Source organism: Sphingobium sp. AP50, from assembly GCF_900109095.1.
In the GTDB taxonomy this organism is placed as follows: Bacteria; Pseudomonadota; Alphaproteobacteria; order Sphingomonadales; family Sphingomonadaceae; genus Sphingobium.
Genome location: NZ_FNYZ01000001.1, coordinates 1 through 18,697, shown reverse-complemented (window position 1 = coordinate 18,697; position 18,697 = coordinate 1). Strand labels below are relative to the sequence as shown.

The window sequence follows — 18,697 nt, the reverse complement described above, 5'->3', positions numbered from 1 at the left end:
CATTCAGGTGCGAGCTGGTTTACCGGCGTCCAGATACCCAATGATTTGAATGGAATGGCACGGTCCAACGATGACCTTCTGAGGCATCTCATTCGTCACCGCAGGGGCCATCGGTGATCGGCGCTTCGTGGCTATGTCCGACCAGAACGTGCCGTTCCGATGCTTCCCCGGGAAGGTCTGCTCATGCCGGAACCGGTCATTCGCGAGTTCGGCAACTGCCGGGCAGCGATCGTCCCTTTTCAGCCATTCCGCTGAGGTTGGCCCAAACCCTAGAATCCTCCGTCCGTTCATCTAGCGGCAGGCTACGGCCTGCGCCATGCGCGTTTTTGCAAGGTTTGCGTTAGCCGGGTAATAGTTGGTGATATATGGAACCCAAGCCGCTGCCCTTCAGACCGTCGGCTCTTCCCGGAAATCACCCATCCACGGCAAAAGCTCCCCGATCCTGTCCTTGAACGGATAACTCCGTTGCACGCCTATATTTGCGGCATGCGCGACTGACAGCATGAAGCCCTTCTTCTCGCCCGAGGCGATCGTCCTGGCAGCCGAGAGAAAGCTATCTGCGGTGCCGTTCTGGAGCGCAAACTCGACATCGTCGATCTGGCAGAATGCAATCTCGCGACGATCCTCCGTGTCAATGCCACCTTCCGCGTCCGCAAGTCGATGCGCCGTTGCAAGGACGTTCTCGGCCTGATTGCTCGCCATTGCGAGCCAGCTGTCGGCCGTCACAATGACTGGCTGGCAGTCCGGGGCAAGTGTCAGCGTTCCAGTCCACCCGCATCGTGCATGCGCGAAAAAGCGCCAGAGTTGAAATATCCCTTTGGCGAGTTCGTCGAAACCGATCGCCGCCTCGCTTATAGGGTCATCGGCATATCGTGCGGCAAAACTCATGCGCTTCGCCTTGCATTCAATCAGCCCAACGATCCCAGCGGGGCCAGTCACGAGGATGTCCGGGGTACGATACTGCGCCTTTTTCGGCCCGTATGTGACCTCGCCTGACACAGTATAGGGTGCCATCATGGCATCGAGATAGCCGAGCACGTAGGTCTCGAACCGCTTGCCGATTTCGGTCCATACTGCTGCGCCGCCACGAACCACATCGAGATACAGCCCGGTGGTATAGCGATACATGATCAATTCCGGGATTGGTGCCCGAAGTCGCTCGCCTCGAGAGCCAAACGCTATGATCGGAAAGTCGCGCAATATGCTGGGACTGTATCCCGTATGACGCTGATTTTTGCGCATCCGGGCCGCACGGACGCGGGCTTCACCATGGGAGATCGCCAGCCTGGCAAGTGCCGCTTCACGAACTTTGGGCGTGATCCCGATCATCGTCAGGTCTTTTGTTCGCTCGGTATAGTCTCTTCCGGCAAGCGCTCCCGAAAAACAGGCGCCCACTTTGACAAAGTCGGGAATGGCAAGGCCAGCGTCATCCTCGAAAAAGTCGCGCGCGCTGCCGGTTCCGTAGAGTAGTATCGATCGGTAGAGATGCGGTGCATTCGCAACGCCCCGTTGCCACGGAAACTGTCGCTGGGCGATCCGCGCCATCTCATAGGAAACATCGTGATTTTTGAGGAAGACGCCGTCTTCGGCATTTTCGAGCTTGATCAGGATGCCCTGCAAAACGCGCAATGTCTGGAACCGCTGCGCGTTGAGGAGCCTGGTCTGGCCAACACCAAACCCCTTGGGCTTCGGGATCGCGAGCAGTTCGTTGACTAGGGTTTCCAGGGACCAGGGTGGAATATGGTACGGAGATCCAAGCTCCGCGCCGAGCGCCTCACCCGGGAGATCATGAACCGCCTGGAAACCGCTGGCATGGCCGGACTGCACGGCGACGACGGCGGATATGAGCGAAATCATATCCTCATCAATGCTTTGCGATAAGTATCTCGCCAGCTTGCAGCGATATACTTCGCGCCCGATCTGGCCCATTGCCGCGTTACCGCCCTTCGATCCGCAGTTTCGCGTCGAGATCCTCAATTGCCCCGTGTCGGTCATAGGAGCGCGCCAGTTCATGCAAAGCCTTGCCGACTTGCGGATGGGTTTCCTCCAGCCCGTTAGCATGATGGCGATAATGCGCCGCGAGCTCCCGTTCTTGGTCGCCGCCCTCATAGGCGGCTCGTGAATGTACGCCGCGCTTGTTCATGCTGCCGGTGTAGAAGCCTCGAAGCATATCCTCGGAGGGTGCGCGTTCCAGCAGTACCCTTGCGGAGTCGCCCGGCCAAAAGCCGTCAGCGCCATTGGGTGCGTGCGCGAGAATCTGTCCGAGCGTGATATCGCACACCTCGAGCCGGTCCTGTTCGGTGGCAAGTCGCCGGGCATCTTCGACAAACTGGATCGCCAGATCGCCGTCGATCGACCCGTCCGGATTCGTGCCCGGCTGGCGCTCGCATGCATGCAGGATGTGCCAGGCATTCTCGGCTGCGCCTTTTTGCTGGTCGTCGGCATCCCGCGGCGGCCCATTGCGCGGCTTGTAGATCAGGCAGAGGAGTTCGAGGAACACTTCAGGTCGTGACATTAGAACCCGGTACAGCGACTTGGCGTGCTGCTCCTCCTCAAAGCCCAGCGCGCGGATAAGCGCGAATTCAAGTTGAACCAGTTGCATCTCGTCAATCGCGCCGGTCTCTTCCAGATAGTCGATCGCATGCTGGAACACATAGCTCTGCGGCACCTGGGCTTCGTCAAGCTCGAACCCTTTCATGACGCCTTCGAGCATCTCCATCACCAGTTCGGGGTCATGGCCCGAGAATTTGATGTGACAGGCTTTGAGCGCCGAGACTGGGCGCCGGTGCGCGACCAGCTTGCGCAGAGCGGTTTCCATCTCGGCAGGGTCGTCGAGCCATAGATTGCCGATGCAATGTGACCAGAAATGCTCGGTCTCGCCGATGCTGTCGGCGCGTGCCCAGATCTGCGGATCGTGTGGGCACAGCAGCAGCAGGCGAACCAGCCACTCCGAGCCATGCTCGGCGATGCGCGCGCGCTCAAAAATCCTGTCCAGCGCCAGATGACGCTGCTCCGGCGACACACTGCACAAAATGCTCGTGGCAAGACTTGTCCGAATCTCGCCGCGATGCAGTTGGCCCGCATCTTCCACGATCCAGCGTTCGAGTTCCTGTTCCGCTATGCCGAGATGGCGCAGATGGGCACCGAGCGGCCATGCTTCGCCGTGCCGGGTGGCCAGTTCGAGAACACCCTCCCAGCCCAAGACTTCGAATATCTCCCCAAGCGCGGCCCGAGCGGCCTGTGCGCTCTGCTTGCCTTCGGCGTCCAGCTCGGTCCCGCGTGTCCGGGTGGGCAGCTCAACCCAACCGCTCTGGAACAGCCAGGCGTGGCGGATCAGAAGATCGTCGGGTTCGAGGTCAGCATAGGCGGCCTCCAGCGGCGCGAGGAACTCAGCAAAGGTCGGGTCGTCGCGCTTGTCGTCATAATTATGGTGCCAGTAGAGTTTGTGACGGAGCGCAGAACGGATCAGTTCCTTGTCCTGGTCGCCCACGGTTCGGCACTCCCGGATCAGCGCCATGAGACGCTCCTGGCGCGGCGCGTCGAGCGTCGTATATTTGGAAACGAGTTTCGCGATGCGGGCGGCATTGCCGCGTGACATCTCGATCTGCCGGTCGATAGCCGCGACCAGCATCGTATGGCGTTCGAGATGGGTCGCGCCATAGCCTGCACCCGCATCGTCATCCCGCCATTTGGGGCGAGCGATATGGGATGCGGAATCGGGGCCTGGGCCGGTCAGACTGTTGAGCAGCCGATAAGCTGCCTCCGGGACCTGCTCGATCAGGAAATCGATCGCTGCGATGCGCTGCTCGACGGTCGCGGCGGTTTGCGGGAACCAGCTACGGTAGAGGTCCTGCAACGAGCTTTGCGGCGTATTGCCCCAATTGCCTTCGATCGTGACGGCAGTTAGCCTGGCCAGGATCAGCGAAACGCGCCGCAATCGATTGGGCGCCCAAGCCAGCGTCTCGAGCGCCCAAAGTATCCCGGCATGCCAGCAGCGGCTGCCGATGCCCGCGCTCCTAGTCTCTGCGAAGACCGCCAGCGGGCCGCTTCCGGGTACATCGAGGCCGCGCTCGACCGCGCCAAGAAATTCGTGCGGGCTTGCCTCAGCCAGTGCGGGCAGCAGGCTCGCCAGCGAAAGCCAACGCACCCGATCACAATCACGCAGCAGATTGTGGACGAGGCGGCCGATTCGGCCTTGGATGTCGATCGCCACGAGCGCCGGGATGTCAGGCCCCCGGACCGCCAGCTTGATCAGGGTGTCGCAAAGCGAATCGAGCAACAGGCCGCTGATTGGCCGCACCTTGCCGTGAATGGCGGCGGCGAACCGGTCTTCTTCCGCAAGTTCCAGTTCCGGATCGGGCGTGGAAAGGATGGCCTCTAGCTCTGTGAAATAGCGGTCCAGCTGAGTTGGAGTGAGGCGCTCCCCGAATATAGCGAGCAGTTCGAGCGCAGACTTTGCTTTCCAAACGCTGCCGATGTGTAGCAGCGGGGAATCGTCGAGCCGCTCGAGGGCAAGCAGATCGGCTTCAAGGTCGTCATAGGATCTGCCAGCGATCCTAGCGACGATTTCGGCATCTCCGGGTTTCCCGGTCGACCAGCCCCCGATGAGGCACACCGCGGCAAGCGCATCGGCCGCAGGGCTGTCGAGCCAGGCGGGCCGCCGGATAGCGGGGTTGATCGCGTGCTGACGCCGAAATACCGACCAGGATCGGCCACAAAGGGTTGAAAGGCGCCGCGTGTCATTCTCGTCGAGCCCGATCGCTTGCAGCGCTTTCTCGAATTCCTCGGGCAGCGCCCGCTCGAGCACCATCTCGGCATCGTTCAGCCGTCCCGCGACGCCTCTGAACTGGCGGGCCATATCGCCCGACGCATAGGGTACGAGCAGGGCCAGCCGCTCGCGGGTCGCGGGTGCCTCGGCGACGGCTGGCGTCGCCGCAACGGCAATGGTGATGCCGATGTTCTTCTCGACATAGCGCCAGCCATCTGCGCTGGTCACGATCACCGCCTGACTGGACAATTGTTCATGCGCGATCAGCGCAGCTGCGGCGAACGCGACTGCCTCCTCGACGCTGTCGGCCTTGATAGCGAGTGGGTCACGCGCCGTTCCGCTGTGGATCTGATCTATCCGCCCGGCCAGTTTGGCCATTTGATCGACTCTGCCAGTAAGCAGCGCGTCCGGCATGATTTTAGGTTTGCACTGCGCGCCCCATTTTTCCAGATACGCCGCCAAGCTCTCGACGCCCGGACCGGCGATGCCCAGCTCCTCGCCAAATGCCAACGCGACCGCCGGACATTGCTCGAGCCATTGTTCCAGATCGTCGGCATCATAGGCACGAACGTCCTTCCAGCTGCCCTCGGCGATCTTCTCATCGCGCCAACGCGTCTTTCCCGCCCAGCGCCGTGCCGTGCAGGCCACGTAAATTCGGTCAGCCTTGACCTCGGCAGGCGTCGCTAGGGCCCGTTTGCTAAAATCCTCATTCGCCTTGGTGGTAGCGTCTGCGCGGCAGCTCAATTCCCAGAACGAATGACCGGCCGGCACCCAGGCATTGCCGATCTCGCTGTGCAGCTCACCATCAAAACCTGGCAGGGACACGGACTCGCCGGCTGGCATCGTTATCTGCGTCGTGGTCGCGACGCTGTGAATGAGTCGGCGCAGCAGCCGAGGCAGTTCTGTCGCAGCGGGTGTCGTGCCCGCCCAATCGGCAATCTGTATCGCAGTAACCATGACGTCAGAATAGCGCTTGAGAGATTCGAACGGAAGAAGAACAATCGGAATTGTCACAGCCGTCGCCGCGACATATTAAGGAAGCGCTGGAGCACGTTTGTTGGTGGAAGGGCAGTGGATAACTGGAACGGGAAATCGGGACGATCTCAGTGTATCGCGATCAACCATCCGAAAGCCGACGGGCAGTTGCCGCCCCAATTCTAGCTGCTCGATCAACCATTACCGCGATGTCCGCTCGCGCCGTTGACTGGCTATGAAGCGTTCAAGCGGAGTTAGGGAGTCGCGGACTGGGGTGACCGATTGCAGCGTCGCCACTGCCAGCGTCAGCGTGGCAGGCTGATGATGAAGCGCCAGATCAGCACGTCGAGATGGTTTTCCGCGCTGTCGATGTCGTCGCCGAATTCGAGCATTTCGATCAGGTCGAGGTTCGAGAGGACGAGGATCAGCTTGCCGCTTTCCCGCATCGCCCCTTGCGCTGCGCGCTGGCAGCTATCGTCGCCGCCTTTGCGGGCGATCAGGAAGCAGACCGTGCGTAGCGCGCTCGAGAAGAGGTAGCGCTCGGTCGAGTAGATCTGATCGGCTGTGATCGGATCTGTGTAATTCTTGCACTCGAAGAGTATCGCGCGGGTGCGGAAGTCGGTTTTGAGCGCGCTCCAGAACGCGCGATCCGTGGCGATGCGGCAGATGAAGTCGTAGCGGTTTGCGCCGTCGCTTGTCCCTGTCTGTGACTCGAAGCCGAACAGGCTGGGATCGAACAGGAACCTGAAGACCTCCTTGCAAAGACCCTCATAGTCTGTGGGTGTGAGCACGCCTGCGTCTGCATCGTGCGCGCGCAGTCGCGCGATAAGAGTTTCCCGTTCCGCGAGCCGCGCCTGCGCGCGCTGTTGCTCAAGGTCTTCGGCAGATAGGGGGGCAAAGTCCGGGTTTGGTGGTGCCTGTGCATCCGCCTCCGCCTCGAGGTCATCAAGCCGGATGATCCGGACCTCGGTCTGATGTCGCGCCCAATGGGCGGTGACCGGCGTTGCGAAGCCTGTGACGATGATGACCGGCGTGTCGGTCCAGGCGTCGCGTCCACGCAGGGTCACCAGACGAAGAACTTCGCGCCGTAGCTTGTCGATCTGGCCGGAACCCACTTCGCCGGAAATCTCGACGGGAGTTTTCTTCGGACCGTCCTCGATCAGGAGATCGAGCTGAATGCCGTTCAGCACCACGCCCTGGTGGACGATATATCCCAGCCGGCGATACGCCGAGACGACCCGGTGCAAGAGATTGGCTTCAGCGCGTGCTTGACGTTCGGCTGTGGGTATCTCGTCGTAACTGAAACCTGTGCTGCGTCCGATGGCGAGGCCCCGCATGGCCGGCAGATTGGAGGTCATGGCAATCCTTTTCATGTCCGCGACGGAGAATGCTGTGGTGTGATCTAGGCCAATGATCGCCCGAAGTCTGGCGGAGAAAACACCCGAAATGGTGTCGCTGGCCGACTGTGCGACGTGATCGACTGGGACGGCCCCGCCTTCACGATTGAGGACCTGCCGGACAAAGGGCCGCCGACCCTGCGTTTGACCCAATCGTCATGGCTGTTGGGGCGTCCGCTCTTCAGGCCAAGCCAAAGGAGGGAGGGGCCGCTTCTGCCGAAAGATGTCGTTCGCCGTCGCTGCTGGGAATGGCAAATAAGTCCCACGACGCGGCGTTCTGCTTCCGGCAGCACGCGACCAACTCGAGCCGCTCCCCGACCCGCGTCTGGCCGGCTGATCTTGCCGAAACTCGCCATTCCCGCTTCGAGGCAGAACATTGCCGCCAAGCCCTCAGCAGCAAATGGTCTGGTTCACCGCCGGGCCACCGCGATGAGCGCGGTCGAAGGGATAGGGAGGATCGCGCGATCACCAGCCATAGCCCGCACTTCGGCGATGACTGCGACTTTCTCCGCATCGCTTAGACTGGTCCAGTCGGGCGACATGCCGAACAGGGTATCGGGCTCGACAAGCAAGGTCATATCCACCGGGTAGTCGTAGGTGACCTCTTCGATCCGTGGGTCGTGATATCCCGCAAGAACCAGCTCGCGCGCGAAATCGGTCGGGTCGCTCAGCGCCTTGACCGCGTCCGGCATGGTCATGCCTTCACGATCAGGAAATAGCTTGCGACGGATCTGGCCGAGCAGCAGGAAGGTGGCGGCACCCCGGTCCTGCCATGTCGCAACAACGCCTGTCCCGCCGATGCGCGTTACCCTTGCCATTTCGGCAAGGCCCTTGCGCCAGTCGGGAAACATGATGACGCCAAAGATCGAGAACACCGCATCGAAACTGCCATCGTCTAGCGCCAGCGCCTGTCCATCCATCACCCGTGTTTCGACATTGGGCATCTTCGCCGCCGCGATGCGTGCCACCATGCCGGGGGAGAAATCAGTTGCGAGCACCTGCGCGCCGCTTCGTGCTGCCGTCAGCGCCAGCGCACCGGTGCCGGCCGCGACATCCAGGACGCGGCTTTCCGGTGTCAGCGTAACGCGCGCCAGCGCCGCCTTGGCATAGCGCATAGTGAAGGGATGCGCCGTCTTCTCATAATGCTGGGCGGCGGTGTCCCAATGGTCTGGGCTCTCGAACTCCGGCATGGCGAACGCTCCACGAATCATGTAACAATATAAGTATCGTGATGAGATGCGCTTGCCAATCCCTCGACGTCCGGGAAAGATCTTGCCGTGCGAAACGACAGCCGCCTTTCGAGAATGCTCCATGTGCTTCTTCACATGGCACGCCATGATGGCCCGATGACGTCCGACGCCATCGCGCGGATGCTCGGGACGAACCCAGTAGTCGTCCGCCGCACGATGGCAGGCCTGCGCGATGCGGGATATGTCAGATCGGAGAAGGGGCATGGCGGCGGATGGGGCATCGCCGCGGATCTGGAGACGGTTTCGCTACTCGATGTCCACCGGGCGGTAGGTGGTTCGCGCATATTCGCAATCGGTAACGAGCATAGTAATCCAAACTGCGCGGTCGAGAAGGTCGTCAACGCTGCGGTGGAGGATGCGTTGCGAGACGCTGAAGCGCTACTGGTCGCGCGGCTGGGCGTGGTCAGCCTCGCCGAACTGGCGCGTGGCTTCGAAGTGCATTGCGCTCAGGCTGATAGCGTCGCGCCTAAATAAACGCCTGACCCTTTGGCTACATAACACTGACAGCAGGCGACCAACTCAGGACGTAGCCATCCACACCGGTAGCGTCAGCTTCCGGCCAAAAAGCCGACGATCATTCGGATGCTACCGGTCCCAAGGCTTCGACAATGCGGCATTCTGCGACAGTCCCGCCATCGCAGGAGTCGATCACTGCCTTCAGTTCTCGTCTCAAGGCTTGGAGATCAGCGATCTTGCGATCCACCTCCACGAGGTGCTGGTTGGCGATCCGATCGATCCCGGCACAGTCGCAGCTTCGGTCGTCGGAAAGGCCGAGTAGCGCGCGCACCTGATCCAGCGAGAAGCCCAGATCACGGGACCGCCGGATGAAAGACAGGCGGCCAAGCTCAGCTTGCCCATAGTTCCGGTAGTTGCTCGACGTGCGCGCGGGCTTTGGAAGCAGACCGATCCGCTCATAATAGCGGATCGTCTCGATCTTCGTGCTTGTGGCCTTTCCCATTTCCCCGATCGTCAATGCCATGCTCTTGACCCTGTAGTTGCTACAGCCCCTATATAGGCTGCCATCAATGCGAAAAGGAGATGGCACATGGCTGGCGGTTGCTGCAGCGGAACACCCGACCCTGGCGGAAAGACAAACGATCGCGTCTGGCGCCGCGCGCTCTGGATCGCGCTGATCATCAACGCCGGGATGTTCGGCGTCGAAATCGTCGCCGGCGTCACGGCAGGATCAGCATCGCTCAAGGCTGACGCGCTCGATTTTCTGGGCGACGCGGCCAACTATGCCATCAGCCTGGGTGTTGCCGGACTCGCGCTGCGCTGGCGCGCCCGCGCTGCCCTCGCCAAAGGCATATCGCTTCTGCTCCTGGGCGTTTGGGTGATCGGCAGCACGGCGTGGATGGCGGCCAAGGGCACGCTCCCCACAGCCGAGACCATGGGCATCATCGGCGTGCTCGCGCTGGTCGCCAACCTGATCTGCGCCGTGATGCTGTGGCGGCATCGGGAGGGCGATGCGAACCGCAGATCGGTCTGGATCTGCTCACGCAACGACGCGATCGGGAACATCGCCGTGGTCGCGGCAGCATTGGGCGTCTTCGGCACCGGAACGGCTTGGCCTGACATTGCTGTCGCAGCGGTGCTGGCCGGTCTTGGTGTCTCGGGCGGTTGGCAGATCATTTGCCAGGCATGGTTAGAGTTGAAGAGCCTCGACCACGGCCATGCTATTCCCCGCCAAACCGGAACCGCACACCCCCATTGAGGACGAAGCCATCGGTCGGCGCCCAGGCGTCGACCGTCCACGCACCTGTCGGCGCGCGACTGCGGAGGAGCAACGGGTCGAATTTGGTCTGCCGGACATTGAGCAGGTTCTCGGCGTTCACGAACAGGCTGACCTTGCCCAGTACGAGTTCGCCCATGGCGCCAAGCTGGACATAAGGTCGGCTGCGGGTGCGATAGGGATTGTCATCCAGCGACTGGCGACCGGTGTAGTAGGCTTCGATCCCAATACGTCCGCGCCCATGCTTTTCCCACATGGCGACCAGTCCGGCGCTGTCGCGGGGTGTCAGGGGGACCGTGCGTCGACCAGCGGCGTCAGGGTCGGGCTCGCGCGCATCGACATGAACATAGCTGCCCGTCAGGGTGACTGCATCCCAACGGTAGCGAATCAGCACTTCCGCACCGCGCGTCTTCGTCAGGCCAGCAGCGTTGATAAGCGTCACATGGCTGGAATCGACCGTTTGCAGTTGCACGGCATTGTCGATGTTGGATGCGAACAGGCTGACATTGGCTTCCAACGGGCCATGGACGTAGCCGAAGTCGATGGAGGCGCTGTCCGCCACCTCGGCCTTCAACTTCGCATAGGGCACGAGGCGCGAAAAGCCGTTCGCCTCGATCTCCTCGACAAACGGCGTCGGTGCATAAAATCCGCGCCCGAGCGACGCGCGGATTGTCCACGGTCCGGGCTTATAGAGCGCCGAGAGGCGCGGGCTGACACGCGAACCATAGTCGCTATGACCATCCCACCGCGCGCTGCCCGCAAGGGTCAGCCTGTCTGCCACCTTCTGCTCCCCCTGAAAGAAGAGCGATGGCACGGTGTAGCTATAGTCGAAGGCAGAATAGGCCTTGGAGCGATAATCATCCGCCTGGATGGCCACGCCCGCCAACCAAGTGGTCGCACCGGCCTCTCCGCCGATCGATGCCTCGGCCAGACCGGTCCTGTGCCGGTCATTCTCTTGTGTCTCACCGAAGCGATGGCGATGAGACTGGGTCACGCCGGACGCACGTAGGTGAAGCGTGCCAATGCCCTCCAGCGGCGTCTCGGCAGTCAGACCCAGATCATATCGGCGGCTGCGTTGCGCCTGCACGAAAGGCTGCCCATCCGGTGCCGCCGCGCCCGGCATCGTGCCCCCGTCACGCTGTTCGGCCATTGCGCCGAAGGTCAGCAAGGCCTTCGATCCGTCAGCGCCATCCCAGAAAAGCCGGGGTCGAACGGTGAAGCGCTCAAAGCCGGGCATATCCGCCCAACCATCGTCGTTGAGGTCTTGGCGGCTCTGCCGATCATAGCCTGCCGTGACCGATGCGCTCAACGTCTCGCTGATCGGCGAGGCAACATAGCCCGTGACGTCTTGACCGTTCCGGCTTGTCGCGTTCAGCAGTAACTCACCCTGCGGTTCGCTCGCCGGCCGGCGCGACACAAGGTTGATGACGCCGCCAAGGGCCGAAGGTCCGTAGAGAGCCGATGCGGCGCCCTTGATGATTTCCACCTGACCGAGATCTGTAGGGGGAATCTGGAGCAGACCGATGGACGGGGTCTGCCCGCCATAGAGCGGCAGGCCGTCGGCAAGGATTTGGGTGTATCGGCCCTTTAGGCCCTGGATGCGTACATTCGCCCCCCCCCAACGCAGGCGACGTGGTCTGAACCCTGACGCCAGGGGTCTCGCTGACCAGCATGGCGATGTTGCCCGGCCGCATGAGGAGCTTCTCCTCGATCTCTTCCCTGTTCACAACATCCACACGGATCGGTTCGTCCTGCACGCGCCGGCCCGTCCGCGTCGCCTGCACGACGATCTCGGGCTCTTCTTCCCCGTCTGCGTCGGTATCTGCCTGCGCATAGGCCGTCGCGGGCCATGCAGCCCCCAAGAGCAGCAAGTGGAGGACGTAGTTCGCCGGTCGGCGCGTTCGAGAAACAGACTTCAATGCCAACCCCTGTTCGATCAGACTTACGATCAAGGGGCGCCTCATAGGGCCTGTAGCAACTACAGGGTCAAGGCAAAGATGACCCACGTATGATATGGCTAGCGAACCCACATGGCCTGGCTAAACTCGCCCAAATGAAGAAGGTTCAGTCTGCAGCCATTCCCTATCGCCTCGATGAGACGGATCAGCTTTCCCTTTTGCTCGTCACTTCTCGCAGGAAGGGCCGCTGGGTTCTGCCAAAGGGAACTGTAAGCGGCATGTTGCCACACGCTTCGGCAGCGCGGGAGGCCTTTGAGGAAGCCGGTGTGATCGGCTCAATCGCAGAGACGCCGTTCGCCAAATATCATCTGCGGAAGAAGGTCGGCTATGGGGCGGCGATAGAGGTTCCGGTTCACGCATTTCCGATGCGGGTGACGGTGGAATTACCAACCTGGCCGGAAATGAATTTCCGGCAGAGGCAATGGGTTTCAGCAGCGCAAATCCCCGAAATGGTTGAAAGCGCCGAACTTCGTTCCCTCCTCCAGCGCTTTGCTCAATCAGATGAAGCGCGCTCCTGATGGTTGATTAGCTGTCATCGGCACTGTGAGCGGCAGGTTCCATAAGAACCTGCCGCTCAGCGGCTCATTCGGGAACGGCGGAAAAGCCCCATCTCTCCGCGATCTCGGGGGAGATCGGTCGCGACCAACACGCGCCGTTTGTTGTTTAAGCGATAGAATCTTCCGCGATGTCCCAGATCAAAACCTGCCGCCACGACGTCGACCAGCCGTCCTTCGGTGACGAGGTCGATATGAACCTGCGGGTAGCGCTCCATATAGCCCAAAATCAGCGGCACCATGATCTCGCGCGCGGCCGTCGCGAACGCATTGATGCGCAAGGTGCCGGACGGCGTCTCCTGCTGCGACCGCGCCGTATCCATCGCCTTCTGGATGCCTTCGAACTTGCCGTTATGGCCTGCATTGGCGTAATCGGCGCCATCGAAAGGGCAAGCCGGCAGCTCATGAGTTAAACTGCGCATTCAGCGGTACGATCCGACGGCATCCACCAGACCGTTGAGGACAGTCTGGACTGCCAACGACTTGTATCGCTTCGACGTGCTGACGATCCAGGCATCGGCTGCCGGCATCGGAAACTCGTTCAGCACGACCGTCAGATCGCCCCGGGCGATATCCGCTTCGATCATGAAGTCGGGCAACAGCGCGATCCCGTTGCCCATCAGCGCCAGCTGGTGCGCAACCAGCATGTTGCCTGCCGCGATCGACCAACGCATTGAGCAGTCCCATCCGCCTTCGAAACGCCAGGTATCCAGCGCCGCGCTGGTCAGGATTGCCTTGTGAGCACCCAGGTCTGCCGGCTCTGCAGGCAGGTCCGCCCGTTCGAGATAGGAGCGTGAAGCGACGAGGCGGCGCGTTACCTGGCAAAGGCGACGGGCAACCAGATCACTGTCCTCCAGCGCGCCCATACGCACCGCCAGATCGATGCCGTCGCTCACGATGTTCACTCGCCGTTCGGTCAGGCGCAGTTCGACCTGGAGATCGGAGTAGGTCTCGGACAGCGCGACCAGATGCGGCGCGACAAGATACTGTCCCAGTGCGGCGGTCGTCGTCAGCGTCACCCGGCCTCCAACCACACGCCCGCGTGTCGCGATGGCCCGCGCCGCTTCGTCGGCCGCCAGGATAGCAGGCTTGGCCATTTCGTAGATCCGCTTCCCTTCGTCCGTGAGGGAAAGTGCGCGCGTCGAACGACGGAACAGCGACGTGCCCAGCAAGGCTTCGAGGTCCGAAAGACGGCGGCTGACCGTCGATTTGGGAATGCCGAGTTCCTTCGCCGCAGCCGTGAACCCGCCTTGGTCGGTAATGGCTACGAGCAACGCCAGATCGTCGAGGGAAGGTTTCATCGTCCCGAAAATGGAACAATGCCTTCCCAACTGCAAGGATTATCGGAGCGCACGAACAGGCGCATATAGGTTTCAACGAAAGCGAGAGTAACCGCCATGATCCAGTTCTCCTCCATCCATTCTCCGACGCTGATGCGTCACGGCAACGTCTTTTCGGCGCGGCAGTATCCGCGCCAGGCCTTCGGCAACCTGATCGACCCGGTCATCAACATCGACTGGTTCGAGATGAACGGGCCGACCTTTCCGCCGCATCCCCACGCCGGTTTCTCTGCGGTGACTTACGTTTTCGCAGACTCGCCTAACGGCTTCGTCAATCGAGACAGTCTGGGCGATGTCCAGAATATCCTTCCCGGCGGCCTGCACTGGAGCCGGGCCTCGCGCGGGATGATGCACGAGGAGACGCCGATCGAGGGCGGCGGGCCGGCGCGGGGGCTGCAGATCTTCGTAAACCTTCCCGCCGCCAGCCAAGCCGATCCAGAAGCTGCCTTCGCAGTTCCTGCCGCAATGGTCCAGGACGCTTCAGGCGAAGGTTGGACAAGCAGGACAGCCGTGGATGGGACAACGCTGGGCGCAGCTGAAGATGCATTGCCCTCGCCGGTCCGGATCGCCGAATTCGCGCTGGAAGCGGGTGTCGCCCATGACTTCGACGTACCGGCCGGCTGGGGCGGCATCCTCATCGTGCTTGAAGGCGCAGCAATAATCAGCGCGACCGCCCTCTCGCAGACCCAGGCCATAGGCTTCGCATCTGACGAGGGCGACCGCATTCGGATCGAAACGCAGGATATAGCGGCTCGAGTCGTCCTGATCTCCGGCGCGCAGCTCAAGCAACCAATCTACGCCCATGGTCCCCTCATGACCGCAACGCCTGCGGCTCTGGATGACGCCATGCGGCGCGTATCGCACCTCTCTATCTGACCCAAGCAAAGGCCCCGGGGCCATTCCCGGAACATCGACAAGAAAGGAACCTACAATGACCACCTCGTCCATTCCCGACCGCTTCACCGCGCAAGACACCGCGCTGCTGCTGATCGACCATCAGGTCGGCACCATGCAGTTGATCAAGAACATTGATGCAGGGTTTGCCGCCAAGCAGTCGATTGCGCTCGCCAAGATGGCAAAGATCCTGAACCTGCCGACGGTCATTACCTCTAGCCAGGAAGAGAACGCACAGGGGCCGATCCTGCCCGAGATCGCTGAGATTCTGCCCGAGGCCTACGAAGCACGCGTGAAGCGTCCGGGCGTCGTCAACGCCTGGGCCTATCCCGATTTTCGCGACGCCGTACTTGCCACGGGCCGCAAGAACCTCATCATGGCCGGTGTCACCACCGACGTGTGCCTGATCTTCCCGGCGATCGACGCCGTCCTCGAAGGCTTTTCGGTTCAGGCCGTGCTTGATGCCTCGGGTTCGCCGAGCGACCTGTCCGAGGAACTGGCCCGCCAGCGCATGCACGACGCCGGCGTCGTACTCACCGCGACCAATACCTTGATGGCCGAAATCGCGCAGGACTGGTCCACGCCGGACGGCCAGCAACTGATCGGCCTTCTGTTCAGCGACGTGTTCCCGGCGCTCGGCGCGGGCATCGCCTGACGCCTCCCATGCAGGCCGGATCAGCTTCAAGCAGGCGGTGATCCGGCCTTTCTGCATACTTCGAACACCAGATCGGGTGCCGGACGTTGTAAGCGGCGCGAAGGAGAAGAACAGAGATGGATGAACGGCAGACCGAAGTTCTGGATTTCTGGTTCCGCGAGTTGACCCCGGAGAACTGGTTCGCAGGCGGCCGAAAGCTCGACCCGGTCGTGCGTAACCAGTTCGGCCATCTGCACGATGAAGCATCTGCTGGAATACTGGATGATTGGCAGGCTACCCCTCTGGGCCGCCTCGCTCTAATACTCGTACTCGACCAGTTTTCCCGGCACATCTACCGCGGTACTGCGCGCGCTTTCGCACAGGATCGCAAAGCTCAGAAGCTGACGCTGGAGGGGATTGCAACCGGCGCTGATGAGACGCTTTCCTTCGCCCATCGCCATTTCTTCTACATGCCACTGATGCACGCTGAGGACCCGGTTCTTCAAGAAAAGAGCGTCGAACGCTTCACGGCGCTGAGGCAGTTTGCCGACGATCTGCTTGCATTTGCGCAAACCCATTCTGACGAGATTTCACGCTTCGGTCGGTTCCCATATCGCAACGATGCTCTTTCCAGGGAACCCACCGGCGAGGAGTGGGAGTTTCTAAAGGACCGAAGCAGGCGCGGCTAATTGCCCGATGTGATCCCAGCTATCAGAAGCGGCGGGCACGAGCGCCTCGATATCATTTCGGCGATTTTGGGTCTGGTTTTTCCGAAACCTGCCGTTCCTCAAGGTAGCCCCGAACGACGGTTTTGTCCCAGGCCCGGACGCGCATCAAAGAACGCAGCGACCAGAGGCGACCCGTCCATCTACGTCCAGCCTTTTCCACAAATCGAAAGCATGCTAAAGTTGCTCCCGGCGACTTCGCAAGTCTATGATTTTACTGCGAAATCAATCGCTTAGGTCGCCCGGCCGAAAGCTCTTCTGGCACCACTTTTTCTAGGGGCTTGAAATCCCTAGAAAACATTGGAATTGCAGGCTTTTTCACAAGCGTCTAGTACAAACGTACGAAGGACGAAGCCGTGTCTTCCTATCTGCACAAAACACCCAACGGCGTATATTATTTCCGAATGAGCATCCCTGCGGACTTGCGCCCGTTCATGGGTGGCAAGCGGGAAATCAAAATGTCTCTGAGCCTAAAGGACCGGGACGCCGCGAAGCTAATCATCCCCGATCATACCAAGGCCGCTCATAAGCTGCTGGATCAAGCGCGCCGGGATAAGGCCGCTGCTGACAAGCCTGCATCTAAGCCGCCCATTCCCAAGGTCGAGTCGGTCATATGGGAAAGCGATCCCGCAACCGATGACAGAGACTTTGAGATTGAGGCGCTGGAGCCGATCATGGATGCGATGGCAGAAGGCAGGAGCATTGAAGCCTCTCCAGCCGACATTCTTCGGGCTGGGCAACTGCTAGTCCAGCATGAGCGGGAAATGGCCGACATTGAGCAAGAACGGCTCATTGGCCGGATGCTCAAGCGCGGATCGGCAATGCAGCATCAGGCCGTAGAGTACCAAGGCGACACGCCTGCCGGGAAGGGCAAGGGCGTCTATCTCGACACTGATATTGTCGATGGCTGGGCTGCGGAGCGCAAGCCGTCTCCCCGTGGCAAGGATGCCTATTGACGAGACGCAAAGCTGTTCAACAGCATGATAGGCCGGAAGTCCGTTGAGCAAATCACCAAGGCCGATGTGATGACCTATAAACGGTTGTTGATTGCCGATCCTAAACGGTCGCAAATCAATGTGCGGGACCGGCTGACCTATCTCCGCACCCTGCTAGAGTGGGCAGCGCAAGAGGATAATGTTCCGGTCAACGTGGCCCGTGATGTGAAGATGGCCGTCAGTGAGCGGGGCGAGAAGCGCAAGGATTTCAGCATTGATGACCTCAATGCGCTGTTCTCTGGCCCGGTCTATACGGCTGATAAGCGGTCGAAGGCTGGCTATGGGGAGGCTGCATATTGGATGCCGCTCATTGCCCTGTTCATGGGGGCGCGACGGGAAGAAATCGGCCAGCTTCGGGTCAGTGATGTGAAGCGCGTTGCCTACATAGACGCTGCCGAACAGCGGCAAGAGGCATGGTGCATCGACATTACCGACATAGGCGACGATGACGCCTTACCCAATCAAATCAAGAATGAGGCGAGCAGCCGCTTAGTGCCGCTGCATCCCAAGCTGATTGAAATGGGATTTGTCGATTATGTGACCAAGCTGCCCGATCAGTCGGGACGGGTCTTTCCTGCCCTACAGCCTATCGGTATCGGCATGAAGCTGACTGACAAGTGGGGCCAGTGGTTCAGCCGGTATAAGCGGGCCTGCGGTATTGATGACAAGGCGAAGGTCTTTCACTCCTTCCGGCACACATGGAAAACCCATGCCGTTGATGCCGGTATGCCGGAACGGGTCTGCCGCCAATTCCAAGGACATGAGGGCAAGGATGCTGCCGACAAATACGGTGCGGCTCCATCCATGCGTGTCCTTGTCGATGCCATCGCATCCTTCCGCATTCCCGGCCTGAAATTGCCGATGCCGCAAGGGTAGCACGCATCAAGCGGTCGGAATGACGCCTTCTGTCGAGAAAGTCGGTTACAGGTCCGCTTCCACCAAAAGTTCGGAAGGGCGTAGCTGGATAGCGGCGGCGATGCGACTTAGGTTCAGGAACGTGACATTCCGCTCGCCGCGCTCAATCTTGCCCATGTGTGAGCGGTCTATGCCAGCAGCATCCGCCAACGCTTCTTGCGATAGCCCTACCGACTTGCGTTTGCTGCGGATCGCAACGCCCAGTCGAGCCAGTTGCCCGTCTGTGTCATTATGTCCTGCGATCCGTGCCACACAATATGCGGTCGTCGGATCAGGGATTTAACACCACGGCATTTACGACCCTTTTCCTTTGTTCTAGGAATTGGGCATGAGCATCTTTAGGCCTATGCTAGCTGTGATTGGGATGACTTGCGGTGAGGTGGTCCCGCCTTCTTGGACAGTTTGGCGGCTAAGTTAAGCTAATCCCGGTTGTCGTTCACGCCGCCTGTTTGATCATCAGATCATGGGGGGCATGCCCCCCATGATCTGATTGCGCGATCCGCCGATAGGCCTCGACCGGGGTTTTTCCGGCCAGGCCTGAGTGCGGACGCTGGGTGTTG

General features: G+C 60.8%; 16 protein-coding genes and 2 pseudogenes. 8 read left to right on the top strand and 10 right to left on the bottom strand.

The genetic code is table 11. The annotated features are described in order from the left end of the window. Window positions 1-387: 387 nt before the first annotated feature. The 4 genes from BMY84_RS00085 to BMY84_RS00070 all read right to left on the bottom strand — a co-directional run bounded on the left by BMY84_RS00085 (window position 388) and on the right by BMY84_RS00070 (window position 8,330). Window positions 388-1,995, bottom strand: a complete 1,608-nt coding sequence (locus tag BMY84_RS00085; protein ID WP_143074949.1) for a hypothetical protein — start codon at window positions 1,993-1,995, stop codon at window positions 388-390. Then, window positions 1,937-5,782 (bottom strand): hypothetical protein, encoded by a 3,846-nt coding sequence (locus tag BMY84_RS00080; RefSeq protein ID WP_143074948.1) that lies wholly within the window; start codon window positions 5,780-5,782, stop codon window positions 1,937-1,939. The genes BMY84_RS00085 and BMY84_RS00080 overlap by 59 nt, the downstream gene beginning before the upstream one ends. A gap of 266 nt (window positions 5,783-6,048) precedes the next feature. Further along, entirely contained in the window at window positions 6,049-7,101 is a 1,053-nt protein-coding gene (locus tag BMY84_RS00075; protein ID WP_093079145.1) for a hypothetical protein, read from the bottom strand. 449 nt (window positions 7,102-7,550) lie between these two features. After that, window positions 7,551-8,330 (bottom strand): class I SAM-dependent methyltransferase, encoded by a 780-nt coding sequence (locus tag BMY84_RS00070; RefSeq protein WP_093079143.1) that lies wholly within the window; start codon window positions 8,328-8,330, stop codon window positions 7,551-7,553. 87 nt (window positions 8,331-8,417) lie between these two features. Between BMY84_RS00070 and BMY84_RS00065 the strand changes: the two genes are divergently transcribed. Next, a complete protein-coding gene (locus BMY84_RS00065; RefSeq protein ID WP_093079140.1) occupies window positions 8,418-8,864 on the top strand; it encodes an Rrf2 family transcriptional regulator in 447 nt (148 codons plus the stop codon). A 100-nt stretch (window positions 8,865-8,964) separates the two neighbouring features. On the opposite strand, the gene BMY84_RS00060 is transcribed toward BMY84_RS00065, so the two are convergent. Beyond that, window positions 8,965-9,369, bottom strand: coding sequence for a MerR family transcriptional regulator (locus tag BMY84_RS00060; protein WP_093079138.1), 405 nt, complete (start codon window positions 9,367-9,369; stop codon window positions 8,965-8,967). A 66-nt stretch (window positions 9,370-9,435) separates the two neighbouring features. Here BMY84_RS00060 and BMY84_RS00055 point away from each other — a divergent pair, with 66 nt between their 5' ends. Next, on the top strand, window positions 9,436-10,104 hold the full coding sequence (locus BMY84_RS00055) for a cation transporter (protein ID WP_093079135.1): 669 nt from the start codon (window positions 9,436-9,438) through the stop codon (window positions 10,102-10,104). Here the strand turns inward: BMY84_RS00055 and BMY84_RS00050 are convergent. Then, window positions 10,067-11,608, bottom strand: coding sequence for a TonB-dependent receptor plug domain-containing protein (locus BMY84_RS00050; RefSeq protein ID WP_256214977.1), 1,542 nt, complete (start codon window positions 11,606-11,608; stop codon window positions 10,067-10,069). The two genes, BMY84_RS00055 and BMY84_RS00050, sit on opposite strands and share 38 nt — an antisense overlap. After that, a pseudogene (locus BMY84_RS30310) lies at window positions 11,609-11,722 on the bottom strand (hypothetical protein); the annotation flags it as partial. Window positions 11,723-12,175: 453 nt separating this feature from the next. Here BMY84_RS30310 and BMY84_RS00045 point away from each other — a divergent pair. Beyond that, a complete protein-coding gene (locus BMY84_RS00045; protein WP_177203848.1) occupies window positions 12,176-12,598 on the top strand; it encodes an NUDIX hydrolase in 423 nt (140 codons plus the stop codon). A 164-nt stretch (window positions 12,599-12,762) separates the two neighbouring features. Here the strand turns inward: BMY84_RS00045 and BMY84_RS00040 are convergent. Together BMY84_RS00040 and BMY84_RS00035 are read right to left on the bottom strand one after the other, a co-directional pair. After that, window positions 12,763-12,975: pseudogene (locus tag BMY84_RS00040) on the bottom strand (LysR substrate-binding domain-containing protein); the annotation flags it as partial. A gap of 81 nt (window positions 12,976-13,056) precedes the next feature. After that, window positions 13,057-13,935 (bottom strand): LysR family transcriptional regulator, encoded by an 879-nt coding sequence (locus BMY84_RS00035; protein ID WP_093079129.1) that lies wholly within the window; start codon window positions 13,933-13,935, stop codon window positions 13,057-13,059. Between the two features lie 96 nt (window positions 13,936-14,031). Here BMY84_RS00035 and BMY84_RS00030 point away from each other — a divergent pair, with 96 nt between their 5' ends. From BMY84_RS00030 to BMY84_RS00010, 5 genes are all read left to right on the top strand, one after another. Next, complete coding sequence (locus tag BMY84_RS00030) at window positions 14,032-14,850, top strand: pirin family protein (RefSeq protein WP_093079126.1); 819 nt, start codon at window positions 14,032-14,034, stop codon at window positions 14,848-14,850. Between the two features lie 55 nt (window positions 14,851-14,905). Further along, complete coding sequence (locus BMY84_RS00025) at window positions 14,906-15,523, top strand: isochorismatase family protein (RefSeq protein ID WP_093079124.1); 618 nt, start codon at window positions 14,906-14,908, stop codon at window positions 15,521-15,523. 116 nt (window positions 15,524-15,639) lie between these two features. Beyond that, entirely contained in the window at window positions 15,640-16,191 is a 552-nt protein-coding gene (locus tag BMY84_RS00020) for a DUF924 family protein (RefSeq protein WP_093079121.1), read from the top strand. Window positions 16,192-16,583: 392 nt separating this feature from the next. Continuing rightward, complete coding sequence (locus tag BMY84_RS00015; protein WP_143074947.1) at window positions 16,584-17,183, top strand: DUF6538 domain-containing protein; 600 nt, start codon at window positions 16,584-16,586, stop codon at window positions 17,181-17,183. A 24-nt stretch (window positions 17,184-17,207) separates the two neighbouring features. Continuing rightward, on the top strand, window positions 17,208-18,098 hold the full coding sequence (locus BMY84_RS00010; protein WP_093079116.1) for a site-specific integrase: 891 nt from the start codon (window positions 17,208-17,210) through the stop codon (window positions 18,096-18,098). Window positions 18,099-18,143: 45 nt separating this feature from the next. Here the strand turns inward: BMY84_RS00010 and BMY84_RS00005 are convergent, their stop codons facing one another. Next, window positions 18,144-18,389 (bottom strand): helix-turn-helix domain-containing protein, encoded by a 246-nt coding sequence (locus tag BMY84_RS00005; RefSeq protein WP_093079113.1) that lies wholly within the window; start codon window positions 18,387-18,389, stop codon window positions 18,144-18,146. Window positions 18,390-18,697 lie beyond the last annotated feature (308 nt).